The organism is Dyadobacter sp. CY261 (genome assembly GCF_021440085.1).
Classification (GTDB): domain Bacteria; phylum Bacteroidota; class Bacteroidia; order Cytophagales; family Spirosomataceae; genus Dyadobacter.
The window spans coordinates 74,951-94,678 of sequence record NZ_JAKCPW010000012.1; the positions used below are offsets into that span (position 1 = coordinate 74,951).

Annotated in this window: 15 protein-coding genes; 9 read left to right on the forward strand and 6 right to left on the reverse strand. The window is 50.6% G+C overall.

All coding sequences use genetic code 11. The features are described 5' to 3' along the window. Nucleotides 1-11 precede the first annotated feature (11 nt). Nucleotides 12-911: a helix-turn-helix domain-containing protein gene (locus LZD49_RS27985; protein WP_234671143.1), complete on the forward strand. Its 900-nt coding sequence runs from the start codon at nt 12-14 to the stop codon at nt 909-911. A gap of 87 nt (nt 912-998) precedes the next feature. Here the strand turns inward: LZD49_RS27985 and LZD49_RS27990 are convergent, their stop codons facing one another. Further along, the gene (locus tag LZD49_RS27990; protein WP_234671144.1) at nt 999-1,520 is read right to left on the reverse strand and encodes a DinB family protein; all 522 of its coding nucleotides are present in this window, start codon (nt 1,518-1,520) and stop codon (nt 999-1,001) included. Nucleotides 1,521-1,665: 145 nt separating this feature from the next. Between LZD49_RS27990 and LZD49_RS27995 the strand changes: the two genes are divergently transcribed. Then, nucleotides 1,666-2,235, forward strand: a complete 570-nt coding sequence (locus LZD49_RS27995; protein ID WP_234671145.1) for a hypothetical protein — start codon at nt 1,666-1,668, stop codon at nt 2,233-2,235. 104 nt (nt 2,236-2,339) lie between these two features. Further along, on the forward strand, nt 2,340-4,607 hold the full coding sequence (locus tag LZD49_RS28000) for a CRTAC1 family protein (protein WP_234671146.1): 2,268 nt from the start codon (nt 2,340-2,342) through the stop codon (nt 4,605-4,607). A gap of 290 nt (nt 4,608-4,897) precedes the next feature. Here LZD49_RS28000 and rsgA read toward each other — a convergent pair whose 3' ends face one another. Together rsgA and LZD49_RS28010 are read right to left on the reverse strand one after the other, a co-directional pair. Then, entirely contained in the window at nt 4,898-5,962 is a 1,065-nt protein-coding gene (rsgA, locus tag LZD49_RS28005) for a ribosome small subunit-dependent GTPase A (RefSeq protein WP_234671147.1), read from the reverse strand. A gap of 192 nt (nt 5,963-6,154) precedes the next feature. After that, nucleotides 6,155-7,099 carry an energy transducer TonB gene (locus tag LZD49_RS28010; protein WP_234671148.1) on the reverse strand — a complete coding sequence of 315 codons (945 nt, stop codon included), beginning with the start codon at nt 7,097-7,099 and terminating at the stop codon, nt 6,155-6,157. Between the two features lie 78 nt (nt 7,100-7,177). Between LZD49_RS28010 and LZD49_RS28015 the strand changes: the two genes are divergently transcribed. Continuing rightward, nucleotides 7,178-8,011: a DUF4349 domain-containing protein gene (locus LZD49_RS28015; protein WP_234671149.1), complete on the forward strand. Its 834-nt coding sequence runs from the start codon at nt 7,178-7,180 to the stop codon at nt 8,009-8,011. Nucleotides 8,012-8,078: 67 nt separating this feature from the next. Further along, a complete protein-coding gene (locus tag LZD49_RS28020; RefSeq protein WP_234671150.1) occupies nt 8,079-8,918 on the forward strand; it encodes a hypothetical protein in 840 nt (279 codons plus the stop codon). On the opposite strand, the gene LZD49_RS28025 is transcribed toward LZD49_RS28020, so the two are convergent. Further along, nucleotides 8,915-9,706 (reverse strand): hypothetical protein, encoded by a 792-nt coding sequence (locus LZD49_RS28025; RefSeq protein WP_234671151.1) that lies wholly within the window; start codon nt 9,704-9,706, stop codon nt 8,915-8,917. The two genes, LZD49_RS28020 and LZD49_RS28025, sit on opposite strands and share 4 nt — an antisense overlap. Beyond that, entirely contained in the window at nt 9,700-10,260 is a 561-nt protein-coding gene (locus tag LZD49_RS28030) for a hypothetical protein (RefSeq protein WP_234671152.1), read from the reverse strand. The genes LZD49_RS28025 and LZD49_RS28030 overlap by 7 nt, the downstream gene beginning before the upstream one ends. A gap of 195 nt (nt 10,261-10,455) precedes the next feature. Between LZD49_RS28030 and LZD49_RS28035 the strand changes: the two genes are divergently transcribed. From LZD49_RS28035 to LZD49_RS28050, 4 genes are all read left to right on the forward strand, one after another. Then, nucleotides 10,456-13,515: a TonB-dependent receptor gene (locus tag LZD49_RS28035; protein ID WP_234671154.1), complete on the forward strand. Its 3,060-nt coding sequence runs from the start codon at nt 10,456-10,458 to the stop codon at nt 13,513-13,515. An 18-nt stretch (nt 13,516-13,533) separates the two neighbouring features. Continuing rightward, nucleotides 13,534-15,204, forward strand: coding sequence for a RagB/SusD family nutrient uptake outer membrane protein (locus LZD49_RS28040; protein ID WP_234671156.1), 1,671 nt, complete (start codon nt 13,534-13,536; stop codon nt 15,202-15,204). 76 nt (nt 15,205-15,280) lie between these two features. Then, complete coding sequence (locus LZD49_RS28045; protein ID WP_234671158.1) at nt 15,281-17,758, forward strand: hypothetical protein; 2,478 nt, start codon at nt 15,281-15,283, stop codon at nt 17,756-17,758. Between the two features lie 203 nt (nt 17,759-17,961). Continuing rightward, complete coding sequence (locus tag LZD49_RS28050) at nt 17,962-19,035, forward strand: nitronate monooxygenase family protein (RefSeq protein ID WP_234671160.1); 1,074 nt, start codon at nt 17,962-17,964, stop codon at nt 19,033-19,035. Between the two features lie 23 nt (nt 19,036-19,058). On the opposite strand, the gene LZD49_RS28055 is transcribed toward LZD49_RS28050, so the two are convergent. Beyond that, nucleotides 19,059-19,709 carry an HD domain-containing protein gene (locus LZD49_RS28055; RefSeq protein ID WP_234671162.1) on the reverse strand — a complete coding sequence of 217 codons (651 nt, stop codon included), beginning with the start codon at nt 19,707-19,709 and terminating at the stop codon, nt 19,059-19,061. Nucleotides 19,710-19,728 lie beyond the last annotated feature (19 nt).

The following is a 19,728-nucleotide window of genomic DNA, read 5'->3' on the forward strand; positions in this document are numbered from 1 at the left end:
CGAAAGGCATTATGAAGCAGGGAAGTGGTATGGGTTATATGAGGAGCAAAGCAAAAGAGGAGCAGCATCGTGAAGAACAGCAGCGCATGGAATTCCCGTTGCACGATCTTGGCGAATCCTTTTTCGCCATGACTACGATCGAAAACGGCGATGAACATTTCTTCAACGGCGTACACCGTCACGATTTTTACGAAGTGCTCTGGTTCACGGAGATCAAGCCCGATCAGACACATGATATCGATTTCAACCAATATCCCATCGCGCCCAACCAGGTATTCCTCCTGCTGCCCGACCAGGTCCACAGCATGGACCAGCGCGACAAATGCGGCTTCCTGATGGCCATTTCCAAAGATTTCTTCGAAAGGCTCATCGGCAACGACATCTTTAAGCTATTCAGGTATTCCACCAATTTCTCAGTCACCATACCCGACTGTAAGCTGACAATCCTAAACACGCTCACGGACCTCATTCATATCGAATACCAGTCTGAAAAGCGCCCGGCCATCCTGGAATCCTATCTCCGGAGCTGGTTTTTGCATTGCATCGAACTTCAAAAAGAAACCGGCGAACCCACCGCACGAGATCCACGCCTGAAAATGCTCCTCGAATCCATCGAAAACAACTACCGCAGGCAACGCAAGGCTGGCTTTTATGCCAACGAATTATCACTCAGCGCGAAGCGATTGAACGAGCTCACCCGCGAGTCCTTCGGAAAAACGATCAGTCAGATGATCAACGAACGGCTTATCCTTGAAGCGAAGCGGGAGATCGGCTATGTGCGGAAACCCATCAAGGAGATCAGCTATGAGCTGGGATTTTCGGAACCGGCCTATTTTACACGTTTTTTCGGGAAACAGACCGGGTACGCGCCGGAGGATTTTAGAAAACGGATTAGTGATTTGTATGGGTGAGCCGCCGTGGAACGGTGAATGGGTGTTCGACTTGAGGGAAGCTATTTACGTTTCCAAAGTGATCGTACAAATTTAGGTTTCGCATCCTTACACCACCCTCAACCCAAAGTCAAACCTCCTATCCACGATTCTCCTCAATATCCCTATCTGGCCGCAGTGGTACATGGTATGCTTCATGTTCCAGTCAATAGCTTCAAATTTGGTTTTGGCAATAGGATGCGGGGTGGGGGTTGGCTCTAATGGGTTTTGCAGCTCTTCTTCGGTGACGGTGGCGAGGATGTCGAGGGATTTTTGCTGCATCGTTTTCAGGTCGGCGAATAGTTTTTCTGCGGTGAATTTGCCGGTGGATTGATCAGCCGGGGCGACGGTGAAAAGGTCGCTGTAATCCTTGACGGGCAATTGACGGAGAATGTCCATCTGATGGCCGCGGATGACCATGATGGAGTGGAAGTAATGACTGATGATCAGGTGCCCGACTTGCCAGCTAATGCTCGAAGCGACGGTGCCGGGAATGATTTCCCATTTGTAGAACGGGATGGTTTCTACGAGTTTGTTCGTCCAGTCGTAGGCGTTGGCGTTCTGGTGGATGAGGAGTTCGAGGTTGGTCATGTTAAACAGGCTAAATAGAAGTGGGCTAATGTATTGTATTTTTTCGGGTGATCGGTTCTATGTCACCAAAAATTCACAAAGTAAAATCTCAATGGAAATATTAGTAGAATATATATGACTAAAATATTTGTGAAAACAGCTACATTTGAACAAAAAGATCCGGTTGAAAAAGGTCTTCTCCATTCTCCTGTGCGGCTTACTCCTTTACAATATCATGGGCTTCCCGCTTGTGTATTGGGTAGGGGAGTATTGGGCTGATGCTCAGAGCGGGGATTTTTCACCGGAGCCGGTAGCCGCCGGGGAAGTCCTGATCCTGAAAATCCCGATCATGATCCCTTACCAAACCGACTGGCAGGTAGCCGAGCAAGCCGAGGGGCGTCTGCGGCGAGGGGATGATTTCTACGAGATTGTCGAGCAACAATTAATGAACGACACCTTGTATGTAAAATGCAAGTTGGATATTTCCGCTAAAGACCGTTATCTGGACCTTGTTTCCCACGTGGATAAGCACGTCAAAGGCGGTGTCACCGACGGCAAGGGTAAGACGCCGCAATTGCTTAAAAACTTCTTAAAAGATTACCTCATTTTCAACCGGAAGCACTGGTTTTTTGTGATCGACTGGATCGAAACAGCGGCCAGCTTCAAAGGTGTTTTACTGACTTTCCCTTCCTTATTCCTGCACGTTGCCTCGCCACCTCCGCGGCTGTTTTTTTGAAATAATAACATATATGAGACGCCCCTTGCTGCCACCCGTTGCGCAACTAGGGGGATGTTGCGTGTATGTGCTGTTTTGTTAAAAATAAGCCTAACACAGAGAACATGAGGCAAAAAATGATACTTTTTACCGTCGTGATTACGGGCGCGTTGGCGATAAGCCTGTGCACGAAGCCGACGTCGGAAGACAAAATGCTGAGCTTGCTGGAAGAATCGAAACAAATTGCATTTAACTATCAAAACAATTTCAGCCCCGATGCGCAATTGCCCTATCTCGATTCGTTGCTAAAAGCAATTCCACAGAGCGAATTAGGGCAGCGGTTCAGGGTTAAGCAATTCAAAGCCAATGTATTGCTGCAACTCGGCCGACCCGACGACGCTATTGCCATTTTGAAAGACCTCGAAAGGAGCCCGGGCCCGTTTGCGGTTTTGCCCGGCGTGCTTCGGAAGGTAACCGACGATATGGCTGTTGCGTACCTTCGTTTTGGCGAGCAGATCAACTGCATCAACAACCATTCCGTGGATGCGTGCATTCTGCCGATCAAAAACGGCGGGGTCCATCGTAATACCAAAGGCTCGAAAGGGACAGTTGACATTTATAAAAGAATGCTGGCGGAGAAGCCGGATGATTACGAAGCATTATGGCTGTTGAACATCGCGTATATGACACTGGGTCAGTATCCGGCGCACGTTCCAAAACCGTTGCTCATCCCGGCCATGGATGCTCCCGATCCCGTTGCTGTAAAGCCGTTTGAAGATATCGCTCCCGATTTAAAGCTGGATGTTAAGAATATGGCAGGTGGCGTGATTACCGAAGATTTCGACAACGACGGGTTTCTGGATCTCGCGACCACAGGTTGGGACCTGAGCGAACCGATGCATTATTTCAAAAACAATGGCGACGGGACGTTCACGGATAAATCGGAACAGTCGCGGCTGAACAAGTTCACCGGCGGCCTGCATATGATGCAGACCGACTATAACAATGATGGTTTCAAGGACATTTTCGTCATGCGCGGTGCGTGGCTGGGCAGTCCGTATGGTGACCAGCCCAATTCGCTTCTGCGGAACAATGGCGACGGGACCTTTACCGACGTCACCATCGATGCGGGATTGCTTTCGCGGCACCCGACGCAGACGGCCACCTGGAACGATTTCAACAACGACGGCTGGCTGGATGTTTTTATTGGAAATGAAACGACCATCGGGGCAAATTATCACCCTTGCGAACTCTACCTGAACAACAAAAACGGCACATTTACCGAAGTTGCCAAGCAGACAAAAACGGACATTGCAGCTTTTGTAAAAGGTGTTACTTCAGGAGATTACGACAACGACGGCTGGAACGACCTCTTTATTTCTACGTTAAGCGGTGGACGTTTCCTGCTTCGTAATAAGGGAGTTGGAAATGGGAATAATGGCCGCGGACTTAGTTTCGAGGATGTAACGCAAGCTGCCACATTGGACAAAGATCAGAACCGCAGTTTCGCTACCTGGTTTTGGGACTATGACAACGACGGCTGGCAGGACATTTTGTGCGGCGATTATACGATGGATTATAACCTGAGTTACTACGCCGCGGCTGAGCGTCTGGGTAATTCACCTCAATTTCATGGCCAACCCGTGCTTTATCATAACAACCACGACGGCACATTTACCAACGTGACGAAAGCCATAGGGCTCGATAAAACCGGCTTTGCGATGGGCGGAAATTTTGGTGACATCGATAACGACGGTTACCTCGATATTTTCATCGGAACAGGTAATCCCAGCTACAAATCTTTGATCCCCAATAAGATGTTCAAGAATATCGAAGGCAAGGCTTTCGCGGATGTGACCACTTCGGCAAAGGTGGGTAGCTTGCAGAAAGGACATTCCGTCGCATTTGCCGATATGGACAACGATGGTGACCAGGACATTTACATTGAAATGGGCGGCGCTTACATTGGAGATGCATATCAAAGTTCCTTCTTCATGAACCCCGGGCAGAGCGACAACAACTGGATTTCTCTCGATCTGGAAGGAATGGCCGCCAATAAGGCTGCTGTCGGCTCAAAAATCAAGCTGACCTTTACCGAAAATGGGAAAACGCGGAGTGTTTACCGTGTGGTATCCTCGGGAGGCAGTTTCGGATCTCAGCCATTCAAACGTGAGATCGGTCTGGGCCAAGCCAGCGTGATCGACGAGATCGAGATTCGCTGGAATGGAAGCGGCAAGGTGCAGAAGTTGCAAAACGTTGCTGCCAATCAGTTTATCAAAGTCCGGGAAGGCGTTGCAACACCTGACAAACTACTCATTAAAAAGCTCGCTTTCAAGCATGGCGGCAAGCATGAAACACCCGTCTGCGCTCCGGTAGCGAAGGCTTCTATTTAAGTAGTATTTCAAACCTACCTCGCATAGCAGCGCCAATGGAGCTGGTTTGCGAGGTAGGTTTTTTTATGGCAGGCAATCGCAGTCATACTTTTCAAATACCGTTCACTCGGTGATTTTGCCGAAAGTCATTAGAGAACCTGGGCATGGCCCCTTTTAAGAGTGTCCGGTCTCCGGACATGATTTCATTGTAGTTTGAGTAAAGAGAGGGGCGGCATGTTCCTCTTTTTCTTTTGAATACCGAAAAGACAGGAAGCGCCCCGGGTGAACGGAGCGCTTATAAAAACTCAATACTAATATTTTCGATGTTTTCTGTATTGAAACACCTGCTTGGCCATTTTTCCGAATTGCCGCTCGGTACGTTTCCGCTCGACCGAACCGGTCTGGTAATGTGCCTGTTCCCTGCTGATTTTTAAATAGCTGTTGTAAACTTCGCGTGGAAGTTCACCGCTATGTACAGACGCTACAACGGCACATCCCGGCTCGTGCTGGTGTGTGCAATCATGAAAACGGCATTTGGCCGCTAGCGCAGCCAACAGGGGATGATAGTTCAGGCTCTGATCATCGGAATCAAGCGTCACGCCGAACTCACGCATGCCCGGCGAGTCTATCAGCATGGCGCCAGACGGCAGCATCACCAGATTTCGCGACACAGTGGTATGCTTTCCTTTTTGGTTAAAATCACTTACATCACCTTCCTCCTGCAAGCGGTAGCCCAGCAACGCATTTACGAGCGTGCTTTTGCCTACGCCGGAGGAACCGATAAGGACATACGTTTCGCCCGGGTGTAAATGTTCCGCGGCCCATTCTTGCAGTCCTTCGTGCCCGGTTGCGCTCAACAACAAAACCGGGCATTCGTAGCCCAGTGCGGTCACTTCCTGCCGGAACCGTTCCGGGTCTTCGACCAGGTCCTGTTTGTTGAGCAGCACAACCGGCCGGATATTGCATTGCATAATTTGCACAATATACCGTTGCATCCGCATCGGATTGAAATCGCGGTCGAGACCCTGCACGATAAATGCGACATCGATATTGGTTGCGATCACCTGTTTTTCGGTGCTGCGGCCTGGCAGTTTGCGGCTGAGTTCATTAAGCCGCGGCAATACGGCTATGATAATGCCTTCCTGGTCATAAGATTTGAAAGCGACCCAGTCACCGACTTTGGGTAGTTCCCAATTGTCGAGCCCGTTGACGAGCGCGCCCGAAAGAGTAGCGTCAACTTGCCCGTTCTCAGTAACCAGTTTATGCCGAAAGCCTTCGATGGCAGTAACCCGTCCCGCTTCGAGCCCTTGTGTCTGGTAAGTATGGAAGTATTGTTCGAAATGGGTATTCCACCCATGAGATGTCAAAGATGTCATTGTTATAAAAGTCTGAGCTATGGGCAGCACATCGCCTGTCCGCGCGCATAGCGTGAATGAATAAGATCAAAGCAGGGAATTGTCGCGGGTCCCGAAGAGATAGTAATTCGGAAGACCAGCGTCAGGCTGCAATGTCAGCAGATGGGCGATATGTAGTTTCAGACCATGACATATTGGGGGCAAAGGTAGGGGTTATTTTTGATACATTTTACGGGTCTCTGCGCCGAAATCGATGGGGATCGTGTACGGCACCCGTTCTATTTTACCATGCCGGAATACCACAAACCAGCTGGGAATAAGCTTGATAACCCGGATAGCCTCCTTATTAGTTTGCTCATCAAGGCCTTTTAACACCTCCACCTGGTCCACTATGCCATTTTCATTTGCAGAGAATTTAAGAAACACGCGCGACAGGGTACCCTGAATTTCAGGAACCTTCTTCCAATTGATCCCGGAATAGATTGTTCGACTAAGAAGGTGCGGTTTATCCGCGTAAACGGAACGCCTTGATTTTGAATTGTCATGATGACGGACATCGACCAATTTGCCTTTCGAGATTACACATTCCCATTCAGTTTTGAAAACAGGAGCGACAAAAGTGGATACCCATATTGCCGGTCCCACCATGCCATAAACGCTGCCGGAATACCAGTCGGCCGCGACTTCACCAGTGTGATAATACTTTCTGAAAATGAATTCAAGCGTAGCCTTTTCTTGGGCATCACTATAACATTCCGAGTCTGCTTTGACCAGGAAAAGTTGGTCGTCATGAACCTCCCAATACAGTGTGATCGGGGAGTAGCATTTTGATCCATCCGGTTTCTCACTCAAACTAAGTCGGTCAACAAGTTCTTTTTGCGCGCCAGGCAAATCACTGAGTGGATAGGAGTCCATAATCAATGTGTCTCCATGAAATATCAGGAAGCAATTGCGATGCGCATATGGGTTAAAGGCTTCCGATGGAAAAGACATGAATACAAATAGCAGGGAAAGCGTGACTCCTTTGCCAAGAGCAAATGATTTGCCGAAATGCCGGAGAATAGAGGAAAGTATAAAGAGGATCAGACTCGTAACAATGACTTTACATTCATCGCCGCCAGCCGGTTGTTCATTGTTGTGGGTGTATTTGTTTTTCATGATTAATATTCCAAAAGGCACTATTGCATTTAATCAGTTACAAATATATATTTAAGAAAATTAAATATAAAAATAGCTATGAAATGGTTAGCAATTATTGCGGTTACCGTTATGCTGGGAGGCTGCCAGGGGCGGCAGGAGGAAAATGCGGAAGTCGCATTTCAAGTGGATGCTGAACCGGTGCCTAAGGAGAAGGAAGAAGTGGAAGAAGTAATTTCAAATGCTCCACCAAAGTCGGCCGAGCAAAAGCTTGTGAAAAACGGCCGCATTGAATTTGAAACCGACGATGCGGACAAAACACGACAGACGATCCTGGCCTCGGTGAAGGCGAATGGGGGATACATTGGCCGGGATGATGAAGAACGGAACAGCAGTGACATGTCTTATACGATGGTCGTGCATGTGCCCACCGCACGCTTCGAAAAGTTTGTGTCATCGGCCACAAAGGATGTCGCAGAATTCAGGCACAGATCAATTTCGACTGAGGACGTCACAGCCCGCTACGTCGATACGGAATCGAGGATCAAAACGAAAAAGGAGATCGAAATCCGCTACCGCGCATTGCTGGGTAAGGCGACCAAGGTCAAGGAAATTTTAGAAATTGAAGAACAACTTGGCGAGATAAGAACCGATATCGAGGCGATGGAAGCGCAATTCAAGCAACTGAATAACGACGTGGAATATGCCACGCTTGAAATTGTGTTTTTCAAACCGATTTACACATCCAACCCGTTCATGAGCGAGCTTGCGGATGCATTTGGTGATGGGCTTGATAATTTGCGCGGCTTTGCAGTGGTGCTCGTCGCGGTTTGGCCGTTTGTGCTGCTAGCTATCGGGGTGGTGGCAATGTTTAATTGGTGGAAAAAGAAAAGAAAAAGGGTGTCGAAGCAGGAAGGGGCTGAGTTATCATAAGAAGTAACTGCCATGCAACGATTTGGGGAGCAGAACTGTCCTCCAATGCAAAAACCGGATTTCGCGCATGAAACGACTTTTTCACATCCTGTTAATCTTCTGTATCGCCTTTTGCACCCATTGCAAGAACCGTGATGAGTTGAATGTTATGGACAAAGAGGGATTGGGTCTTTACTGGCATCACGAAGCAAATGTCGAGAGAGGGAGGCACCTATTGATGAGCTTTATTAACGTCAACGCTTCAACAGACAAGGCCGACTATAAATTTGAGTACCAGATACAGGGACGCGTGATCGATGTGCGCCTGGTAGAAAAGATCAGCAAAGGGAAGTGCCAGGTTTTTCCGGGGCCGAACGGAGATCAGTGCCAGTCCTGGGGAAACATTTACATTCCTGAAACAGCCCTTTCGGAGGGCACCTATAAATTCCGGCTGCAAACTGGCAAGGCCATTGTAACAGCCGATCTCATAGTCGGGCATGATCAATATGAGTTGAAAGTTCCTGCCAATTCCTATTTTACTAACAATATTCCGGTCGTTTATGCCATTCCCCGGAACATCGTTTTCGGCTCGGTATTGTACAAAGGCGACGCAAACGAGCCGTTGGCCAGGGCATTGATCGACGATTTAATGAAGGCAGGACTTAAACCTGCGGTGATCCCGACCCACCCTTACAGCTATCTGGCTGAAAACAACCAGACGCATTTGTCAAATACCTTTTGGGAGCCCGACAATCATTTGATCAATCTGGTTTTCAGCTGGGAGGGCGATTTTAAAAAGGTGGTTGAAATTTGCAAAAAGCATTTCGAACTGTCCAAAAAGCAAATCGGGATTGGATTATGGAACAGCGATTATATGGAGCAGATCACCGCGGATCCAAATGGTGGAGTCAATGCATTTACCCGCTAAAAATTCCCGGCAAATCGCTTACCTGTTTTCAAATCCTTCAACTGTACCGATCGCAGGGTACCAATTCCGGCGAACATCACATCAAGCCCGTAAATGTGCCTTAGCGGCTTTTGATAGGTGTTTTTATAAACTTCCTTACCGTTAATCAACAGCCTTGCATGACGGTTCACCACCTTCAGTTCCAGCGTTCCGCCGTTGGTGAGGTCAGCACCGAGGAAATTAAGGCCGTCGGAACGCCCGTTTTCGGAGAATTCAGAAAATCGCAGCTTGCTCCAGTGAACACAGCCCGGTTTCATAATATCGACCATATGGTTGGAAGAATCACCATAAACAGTCAGGCGTACCTGCGAGCAGCGGACGCCCGGGCGGGGAGGCGACGTTTTTATGTCTACCAGCAACTCAAAATTATCGCCATTGATACCGGTGAGGTGGCTATTGATAAAGTCGACAAAGAAAGTACGGTTCGTATCCACACCCGCATGCGCGATCTCAGCGGCATTTACGCTGTTACGGCCATTGGTGAACAGGTCGGGAAGTTCGATAGGGTATACCCGCGTGGTGTCATGCATCATGTTAGCGGTTGCCGTCCAGCCGTCGGTTTGCAGGAAAACGGGCACTGTATCAACAGGGATTTGCTGTTTGCGTAACACCGCAAAATACCGGCCAGGTGTCTCATAGTAATGTGAATAAGCACTATCCTTTGCATTAAGCGCCATTTTATCCCCATCGCCCCACAGGATATCGTAGTCGTCACCCAGCTGCCCGACGTTTTCAAAACCTCTCAGCACAAATACTGCCGAATGCGGATTGCCACCCGCCGGGTTTCGGCAAAAAAGGTCACTGCAGGTTCTTCTTTTGTCAAAAGCAACTTTCCTATCCAGGCGAGTCCAACAATGATAATGAGTGTCAAACCTGCAAAAATACCCGGCCTCAAACGCGGAAATTCGCCGGATGGGCCAGCCGGTAACGTCGGTGTTGGCTGGCGGAACGGCACTGCAATGTCTCCGTAACTGCCGCTCGCAGCGGCGTTTAGTTCTGGCAACGGCAGGAGCTGTGCATGCGTGAAGGTATCCCAATCCGCAAACCCTGCATAACGCGCGAGCGAGTCACGTGTGGCTTTTTGAGGATAGTAACGTGCGTCGGTTTTAATTTTCCCAAAAATCCGTTTCAGCGTGTTCGGGCTGATCTGTACCTGCGTCTGCCTGTAAAGGATGCTGCTAAGCCTGATGAAGTCGCTGTTCGTCCAGTGGACGGCGTCTGGCTTTCCGTACTTTTCGCTGACCAGTTGGCAGCAGTGATCGAGGTGGTCTAAAACGCTCGCCTTGTCTTGTCCATTCTCCATAATACTCATACAATAAACTTCTGTATGTCAGCTTTTTAGGTTGTCCATAATTTTGGATAGCGAACTGGCTAAGCGCATTTGAAAATCACCGTATTGTCCAATTTTATATTTGCTCACTCAAATTTTTATTTACGCCGTTCGAAGCCCCGGGTGGAGTCCCGGAACGGCAAGAAACCCTAAAATAATCGAAAAAATATGCGACAAAAAATTCTACTTGGCTGTGCCTTGCTTTTCGGCTCGCTGAGTCCGCTATTCGCACAGGTGCGGCAGCTAGCGGGCAAGGTAACCGACGCAGGTGTAAAGGAGCTACCCGGCGTGAGCATCGTCATCAAAGGTACCCAACGGGGAACGGTGACCGACGCCAATGGTGATTACACGCTTGCTCTGTCAGAGGGTGAAACCGTGACGCTTACCTTCTCATTTGTGGGCTACCAAAGCCAGGACATCGCTCCGGGTACGCGGACAAAACTGGATGTGGCGCTCAAACCAGCCGATAACGCGCTTTCGGAGGTAGTTGTGGTGGGTTATGGCACCCAGAAAAAGAAAGACCTTACCGGCGCCATTTCGTCCATTGGTGCGCGGGATGTGGGCGGCCGTCAGACTTTACAGGTGTCCGACGCTTTGCAAGGTAGCGTGGCAGGCGTATCGGTTACGCGTAGCAGCGGTGCGCCGGGTTCCGGTTCGAGCATTCTGATACGCGGCATTACGACAATCGGTACCAATAGCCCGCTGGTGATCGTGGACGGCGTGCCCGTGAGCAGCATCGATAATGTGAACCCAGGCGACGTGGAGAATATATCGGTATTGAAAGACGCGGCTTCGGCGGCCATCTACGGCTCGCGGGGCGCGGCCGGGGTAATCCTGGTCACCACCAAACGTGCAAAAAGTGGACAAGGAAGCCTGGAATACACTTATGAGTATGGCGTGCAGCGCGCGACGGCCTCGCCCGAATATGTCGGCGTGCAGGATTACATGCGGTATTTCAACGAGCAGGCCGTGAACGACGGTGCCAGCGCCGGGCCGTTTGCAGACGCCTACGTTGCTTCATACCTCGACAGTAACCGCGTCAGTCCCGACCGATTCCCCAATACCAACTGGCAAAAATCCATCCTCACCCGCCGTAATGCGCCGCGCCAGCGGCACGACGTAGTCTTTACGATGGGTACGGGCAAGATCAAAACCAAGGCCTCACTCGGTTACGCCAGTTCCGGTGCGTTCTATGATCACCGTTCGTACGATCGCTACCTGTTCCGGGTGAACAACGACATGCAGGTCAACGACAAAATCAGCGTCAACCTGGACGTGTTTTATAAGCGCACGACCAACAAAGGCAATTCGAACGAACTCCCAAGCAGCTCCTACAACCCGATTTACGAGGCGCGCGTCATGCCACCTATCTATGATGATGTGTACGAAAATGGCAATCTCGCAGTAGGAAAGGATGGCCGTAATCCGGTGGCGCAGCTTGGTGATGGTGGTTTTTCAAGAATGCTTTACAATCAGATCGGCGGGCGGATGTCGCTGAACTACAAACCACTTAATGGCCTCACGTTCACCGCACTGGTAGCGCCGGTGTTCGATCTTGACAAGAGTAAGTTTTTTTCCAAACAGATCCGTTTCACGAACCCGGATGGCACGGTCGGAACTGTGGTGAACCAGGCGCGGACGGTACTGACCGAAGGCCGGTCGGAGGGTATGAGTATCAACGGGCAGTTGCTGGCCAATTATGCGAGGGAATTCAATTCAGTGCATTCGATCGATGTTCTGGCTGGTTTTGAAGAAAACTATCGTTCGATTGAGACACTGGGCGCTTCACGCAGCGGCTTTGCATTGACTGGTTTTCCTTACCTCAATTCCGGTTCCACCGAATTGCGCGACAACTCGGGCAGCGCCAATGAATCCGGCTTGCATTCGTTCTTCGGGCGGCTGCAATACAATTTCAAAAGCAGGTATTTCATTCAGGGAAACCTTCGATCGGATCTCTCGTCGCGGTTCGCGGCAAAGTATCGCAAAGCGGTGTATCCTTCGGTTTCAGCAGGCTGGACTGTTTCGGAGGAAAATTTTCTTAAAAACAACCATTGGCTGTCATTCCTGAAACTGCGGGGCTCCTGGGGTGAGGCGGGTAACGAGCGTTTGCTCGATAAGGATGGAAATCCGGCCTATTATCCCTACATGGCCACCATCGATTTCTCTACTGCATTGTTTTACCAAAATGGGGGCGTAGTTCCGTTAACGGGCGGCGCACAACAAGTATACGCCGTCGAAAATATCAGCTGGGAAACCAGCCGTACCGCAGATATCGGCGTCGACGCTTCATTTCTGAACGACCGTCTGACATTAGCGGCCGATTATTACAAAAAAACCACCACGAATATCCTGCTGCCACTCGATATTCCGCTTTATCTCGGCTACGACAAACCCAACCAGAATGCGGGCACATTGAACGTGAAAGGCTGGGAGCTGGAACTCAGCTGGCGCGACCGTATTAACAAGCTAAACTATTCCGTTTCGGCCAACCTTTCGGACGCCAAATCGACCGTGGGCGACCTGAAGGGCACCGAGTTCCGCGGCGACCAGATTATTCGGAACGGCAGCGAGTATAACGAATGGTTCGGTTATGTTTCCAACGGATTATTCCAAACGGTAGACGAAATCAAAGGAGCGCCCGTGCTGAATGTCACTACCAAACCCGGCGATGTCCGGTATGTGGATATTAACCAGGACGGTAAGATCACGACCGACGATAAAGTGCTGCTGGGCGGCGCATTGCCGCGCTATTTATATGGGGGGAATCTGCGGGCCGATTATGAGGGATTTGATGTGGGTATAACCTTTCAGGGAGTCGCCAAAAAGCTATCACAGCTCAGCTCAGAGGTAACGCAGCCGTTTGCAGAGGCGTTCGGTAATATGTCCACGGAAATGGTCGGGAAGTTTTGGAGTAACAATAATACGGCGGAGCAGAACCTGAAAGCGACCTATCCGAGACTCTCGCGAACTTCCAACGGTGCCAACTACGCGCTTTCGGATTACTGGCTCAGGAGCGGAGCCTATTTCCGGCTCAAAAACATCACATTGGGATACACGTTTAAAAAGGATTTGGTCAAACGGACCGGTATGCCATCGGTCAGGCTATACTTGTCGGCAAATGACGTGTTCTCGCTCAGTAAATTTCCTAAATACCTCGACCCGGAATCGGCCAGCTACTCGTATCCGATTGTAGCCACATTCATGGCAGGCGCCACCATCCGGTTCTAGCAAATCCACATATCAGACATGAAAAAGACCCTATTTCTATTAATGCTCGCTGGTACGACCGGTTGCCATACCCTGGACCTGAACCCGCTTTCCGAAGCATCCACCGGCACATTTTACTCCAATCAGACCGAGCTCGAACTGGCTGTAAACGACCTGTACCGGCTGGCGTTCTGGGGTAACGACAATGAACTGTACAGCGACAATGAATGGCATCGCGGACAGCTCACGAATGCTGTGATAGGCGGTACTATGAATGCGGACGACGCTGCTGTGCAGACATTTTGGCTCAACAGCTACAAGGCCATTGCCCGCGTGAACACTTTCCTCGTGAATAAGGAACGCGCCGCAAGTAACACACCGGCCGCTATTATGCTGCGGCTGGAAGCGGAAATGCGGCTTATCCGTGCCTATCAGTATGCGCGGCTGATCACGCATTTCGGCGACGTGCCATTGCTTACAGATCCGGTAGCGCTGGAAGAATCCTACGGCATTGCCCGGAAAAATCAGTCGGAAATCCTGCAATTTGTTTTCGATGAGCTCGATTTTGCGATAGCGAACCTGCCTGTATCCTATGGCGCTTCGGAAACGAAAAGGCTGACAAAAGGCGCTGCACAGGCCATCAAGGCCCGAACAGCATTGTATACCGGCAAATGGGAAATCGCGCGGGATGCGGCGAAGGCCGTGATGGAATCGGGCGTGTATGCATTGCATTCCAGCTACTCTCAATTGTTCCTTAAAGCAGGTGAAACGAGCAAAGAAATCATCATGAGCGTGCCAAGAGAGGAAAAGCAACAGGTTTTCAACGGCGCAGGTTATGTGCAGGACAATATCTCGCGTAATGCCGGCGGGTATGGGGCGCAACTTCCCACGCGTGACATGATGGACGCCTACGAATGCACGGATGGCAAGCCGATCGACGAGTCCGCCTTATACAATCCGAAAGCGCCATTCAAAAACCGTGATCCACGTCTCATGGCCACAATTGTCGAATTCAACACACAATGGCTCGGCTATAACTATATGCCTCATCCTGACTCCTTAACAGTGTTCAGTGCGAAAGAAAACCGCCGCGTTTCCAACAAAGACAATCGCGCCGTGGCTGCATTCGCAAGTTTTACGGGCCTGCTTTGGAAAAAAGGCATTGACCAAACCTGGGCTGACCGGCTTGTGGAAGACAACGACGCCATCATCGTCCGGTATGCCGAAATGCTTTTGACGTACGCAGAGGCCAAAATCGAGCTAGGAGAAATCGATGAAAGTATTTTGAACGCTGTTAACCAGGTGAAAGCAAGGGCATACGGCGTGACAGTGGAGCAAACTTCCGCGTATCCGGTCGTGACGACAACCAATGCAACGGCGCTTCGCAAGATCCTGCGTCGTGAAAGGCGGGTGGAGTTCCCGAGGGAAGGCTTGCGCTATATGGACCTTATCCGCTGGAAACTGGCGGAAAAAGCACTGGTAACACCGGTAATAGGCCTGCCAGATCCCGCAGCGCAAAATCGTGCGAAGTGGCCCTTCCCCGGCGTAACGCCGCTGGACGACGACGGCATTGCCGATTACACTGGCTTCGGTTCCGATGTGAAGGCGCTTTCCCAACGCAGTTTCGATAAAACCAGGCAATACCTCTGGCCGATCCCAGCGGTGGAGCGGCGTGTGAACCCGAATATCACGCAGAATTCCGGGTATTAACTCTAACTTTCCCCCCGCAGCTAGTTAGCAATGCGGGGGTATCATCCTTTTGATTTTCAGAACAATGAATTTTTCGATGAATAGCAATCGTGTGCGGGCACTGGTAGCCGGTTCCCTACTGTGTCTCTCTCAGGCGGGAATGGCTCAAACCCCAAAACAACCAGCGTACAGTGGTATTTACCCACATTTGGCCATGTACAACAATGAAGGCGAATGCGGTACCGGTGCGGTCGTGCCCTGGGCCGGAAAGCTCTGGGCGGTAACTTATGGCCCGCATTTGCCTTTTGGGTCGTCGGACAAGCTGTACGAGATCAGTCCCGATTTGAAACAGACCGTTCGACCGGAGAGCATCGGCGGTACGCCTGCCAACCGGATGATCCACCGCGAAAGCAACCAGCTCTTTATAGGCCCGTACGCGGTGGATAGCAAAGGAAATGTGGGCACGATTCCTTATAAGGCAATGCCCGGTCGCCACACCGGAAACGCACGTCATTTGACCGATCCGAAAGGAAAGATCCTCTACGGAACTATGGAGGAAGGTTTTTATGAAGTGGATGTAAAAACGCTTGCTCCGACGATGCTCTACGAGGACGGGAATATCGAAAAAGGTAGCGAAGCCAGTAAAGCGACCTATCAAACGAAAGGCCTCTTGCCAGGCACGCACGGAAAAGGCTTCTACTCCGGGCAGGGCGTGGCGGTGTATTCCAATAATGGCGAGCCGGGCGCGAAGGCTGAAAAGCAGTTTGATATCGAGTCGGGATCCCTGTCGGAATGGGATGGCAAGAACTGGAAGGTGATCCGCCGTAACCAGTTTGTGGAAGTGAGCGGCCCCGGCGGTATTTATGGCAATGCCAATCCGGAAACCGACCCGATCTGGGCGACGGGCTGGGACCATAAATCGGTGCTGGTCGGCACGCGTGATCATGGCCAATGGAGCTTTTACCGTCTGCCAAAAGCCAGCCACGCCTACGACGGCGCGCATGGTTGGAATACCGAATGGCCGCGTATCCGGGACGTAGGCACGCCACAACAACCAGATTACCTTATGACCATGCACGGCATGTTCTGGCAATTTCCCGGACAATTTAATTCCAAAAACAGTGCCGGAATTCGGCCACGATCGGCCTATTTGAAAGTGATCGGCGATTTTGCCCGTTGGAATGAACAGCTTGTTTTCGGCTGTGACGATTCGGCGCAGCGGGAATTTTTAAATAAACGAAAAGCAAAGGGTGGGATAGAGGGCCCCGGCCAGTCCAACTCGAACCTTTGGTTTACACCCCTTAACCTACCCGATCGGCTCGGACCAAATTCAGCGGAGGGCTCGGTATGGTTGGATGAGGCCATTAAAGCCGAAGAAATATCGGAACCATTCCTTTTTACAGGTTGGGCGCACCGTTCGGTTTGGATCCGGAATGATGGCGATCAGGAAACCGCGTTTGTTTTGGAAGTGGATAAAAAAGGAAATGGTGCATGGTCTGCATTAAAAACAGTGAAAGTTGCCGGGAAAACGTCGTCCAGCATTGTCTTTGCTGCAACAGACGCCGGTGAATGGATCAGGGTCAGGCCGGATAAAGCAACCCGCGCGACGGTTCATTTTACCTATACTTCCGACGATAAGAGGGCTAATACGGCCAATGCGATATTCAAAGGATTAACGAGCTCTAATTCGAAAATCAGTCACGGTGGGTTGTTGTACGGCCTGGGTGAAAACCGGCGGGTGCTGGGTGTCGCTGCCATGGATTTTAATGCGAACGGGTCAAGCGATGCCGGTTATTATGAGCTGGATGCGAATATGAAATTGGTACGCCAGCAGGATACTAAAACGCATGCATTTATCAAAGCCAGATTTGCGGTTCCCAAGCAAGTCGTAACGGTTGACGCGTCCTCTGTTCTGGTAATAGACGACAAAGGCCGCCGCTGGCGCTTACCGCTTGGTAATGAGGCTTTCACCGAATTGACGAACCAGGCCGCCCTGCGCATCTGCCGCGAAGTGGCCACCGAACGCGATCTCTTCAATTGCCACGGCACATTTTACGAGCTGCCTGCCGAGAATGCCGATGGCTATGCTAAAATCCGCCCGGTATCGTCCCATAACCTGCGCATTCACGACTACGCCTCGTACCGTGGCCTGCTCGTTATGACGGGCATCGATGCGGCCGCGATGCGCAATAGTGAGCATATCATCGTTTCCAACGATAAAAAGGCCGCCATCTGGGCCGGGGCAATCGATGACCTATGGAAATTGGGTAAACCCTTGGGGCACGGAGGACCATGGAAGGATACGAAGGTCAATGCCGGTGAAAGTTCGGATCCATATTTAATCGGTTTTTATGACAAAAAAAGCTTGAAACTCTCGCATGACGCGAAGGAGGCGGTGACTTTCACGCTGGAAGCCGATCCGGTTGGGAATGGGCCCTGGATGACTTATAAGACGTTCACTGTCAAACCGGGCATGGAGTTGGCTTTCGACTTTCCGGCGGGCTTCGATGCGCGCTGGATACGCTTCCGGGCGGATCGGGCCTGTGCAGCGTCTGCGGAGCTGACATATCGTTGACCTCGGGCTGAGTTAGGGCGTCGACCCCAAGGCTTCTTAGGCCGTGGGGCGACGTTATTTTACGAGGTATGATTGATTCTTGTTATTGAGCCGGTTATCATTCGTCGCGCTACTGTCAAATTGTGACATAGGTCACGCACCGGCTTTCGTTTTCCATGCTTAATTTGCGCAGCGGGTTTTACTTCCGGCCCGCCGCATCGTTTATGTGGAATCAAACCAATGTTTCCCGCACGCTGGGAATCGATTATCCGATATTGCAAGGACCTTTTGGTGGAAATTTGTCTTCCGTTAAACTCGTTTCGACAGTTTCCAACCTCGGTGGAATGGGTGGCTACGGCGCATACATGCTCACACCCGAAGACATTATCTCGCTTGATAAAGAACTCAAACAAGCCACTAACAAACCCTACAACATTAATCTCTGGATCTCCGACAGCGATTTTGCTGCCGGGGAGATTTCAGATGAGGCATTTGAAAAAGCCTCGGCTTTGGTTAAACCGTTTTTTGACGAACTCGGCGCGCCGCTGCCAGCCAAACCCAAAGCTTATCCATCCCGCTTTGAAAACCAGGTCGAAGCATTGCTGACGGCTAAGCCGCCGGTGTTCAGCTTCATTTTTGGCGTACCTTCTGAAACCATCCTGGAAGATTTTCGTAAAAAGGGTATTAAACTCATCGGCAACGCCACCACGCTCGATGAAGCACTCGCATTGGAAAATGCAGGCGTCGATGTCATCATTGCTTCCGGTTTTGAAGCCGGCGGGCACCGGCCGTCGTTTCTGGATTCCGCCGAGGCGTCGTTGACGGGCACATTTGTGCTGGTGCAACAGATCCGCGACAAAGTAAAGACACCGGTAGTTGCCGCAGGCGGTATTGCCGATGCGCGTGGTGTGGCGGCCGCATTCACACTCGGGGCAGAGGGTGTGCAAATTGGAACGGCATTCCTCGCGACCGAAGAATCGGGTGCTACCGAATATCATCGCAACATGCTACATTCGGACGCGGCGCGTTACACGACTTTGACGAGGGTATCGACTGGCCGTTTAGGCAGGGGAATCCGAAGCCGGTACACCGAGACACTCGCCGGCCATAATGATGAATTGTTGCCGTTTCCATTGCAAAATCAATTTATCGTCCCGCTTCGTAAAGCGGCTACCGAAGCGAAGCAATGGGACCTGATCATGTTCTGGAGCGGGCAGATCGCGCCGGTACTCAAACATACCAGCGCGAAACGGCTATTTGAATCGATTGTTGAGGAAGTGCCCGGGTATTTGAAATGATTATTTAAATACCCGGCCTGTGTCTATTCGCTCCAAGGTGAATGTAAAATGCATTCGCAAAAGTTTTTGCGCTCAAAATTGGGGATCATATAGGCACATACGTCGGCTTTAATATTGCCAAAAGTGGTGTCGGTTTTGTGCGCAAAGCCGGAAAAGAATGTGGGTATGATCCTGTTTTTGAAATCGTTGCGTGGAAATGCGGTGACGATCGCCTCGCGGTCGTTTGCAGTAAGGTGTTCATAACCTTCACCCATCACGTCGAGCCCAACACCCGAATAGAGGAGTGCGACCTCGGGTTCTTTGTATTCGGCCACGCCGATGGTGGTGTGTAAAGCGATGGCGTCCCAAACCAGCTGCATCGATTCCTTGGGAAGTCCGTTGCTTTTCAGGAAATCACGGGCCGCATTCGCTCCGTCCACTTCGAAACGCTTGTCGGGACTGCTGAAATGCGGCACGAGGCCGAGGTCGTGGAATACCGAGCTGATATACAGCAGTTCGGGATCGTAAGCGCGTTTTTCGCGATTTCCGTTCAGAGAGGCAAATAAGAACACGCGCAATGAGTGATTGTAAATGAACTCGGTGCCGTGTTCAAGGAGCAGGTCGGTGGCGTCGTTGGCCAGCTTGCTATCGGGAATGCGGATTCCCGCGATGGTTTGCAATGCGTTGACAGACATAATTTTGTGTTTTTTGTTT

Excerpts from the sequence above, each read along its gene's own strand:
- LZD49_RS27990 (WP_234671144.1), bottom strand. The coding sequence starts at position 1,520 with ATGACCAACCTCGAACTCCTCATCCACCAGAACGCCAACGCCTACGAC.
- LZD49_RS28020 (WP_234671150.1), top strand. The coding sequence starts at position 8,079 with ATGAAACGACTTTTTCACATCCTGTTAATCTTCTGTATCGCCTTTTGC.
- LZD49_RS27985 (WP_234671143.1), top strand. The coding sequence starts at position 12 with ATGAAGCAGGGAAGTGGTATGGGTTATATGAGGAGCAAAGCAAAAGAG.
- LZD49_RS28050 (WP_234671160.1), top strand. The coding sequence starts at position 17,962 with ATGTGGAATCAAACCAATGTTTCCCGCACGCTGGGAATCGATTATCCG.
- LZD49_RS28035 (WP_234671154.1), top strand. The coding sequence starts at position 10,456 with ATGCGACAAAAAATTCTACTTGGCTGTGCCTTGCTTTTCGGCTCGCTG.
- LZD49_RS28015 (WP_234671149.1), top strand. The coding sequence starts at position 7,178 with ATGAAATGGTTAGCAATTATTGCGGTTACCGTTATGCTGGGAGGCTGC.
- LZD49_RS28000 (WP_234671146.1), top strand. The coding sequence starts at position 2,340 with ATGAGGCAAAAAATGATACTTTTTACCGTCGTGATTACGGGCGCGTTG.
- LZD49_RS28045 (WP_234671158.1), top strand. The coding sequence starts at position 15,281 with ATGAATAGCAATCGTGTGCGGGCACTGGTAGCCGGTTCCCTACTGTGT.
- LZD49_RS28040 (WP_234671156.1), top strand. The coding sequence starts at position 13,534 with ATGAAAAAGACCCTATTTCTATTAATGCTCGCTGGTACGACCGGTTGC.
- LZD49_RS28010 (WP_234671148.1), bottom strand. The coding sequence starts at position 7,099 with ATGAAAAACAAATACACCCACAACAATGAACAACCGGCTGGCGGCGAT.
- rsgA (WP_234671147.1), bottom strand. The coding sequence starts at position 5,962 with ATGACATCTTTGACATCTCATGGGTGGAATACCCATTTCGAACAATAC.
- LZD49_RS28055 (WP_234671162.1), bottom strand. The coding sequence starts at position 19,709 with ATGTCTGTCAACGCATTGCAAACCATCGCGGGAATCCGCATTCCCGAT.
- LZD49_RS28030 (WP_234671152.1), bottom strand. The coding sequence starts at position 10,260 with ATGGAGAATGGACAAGACAAGGCGAGCGTTTTAGACCACCTCGATCAC.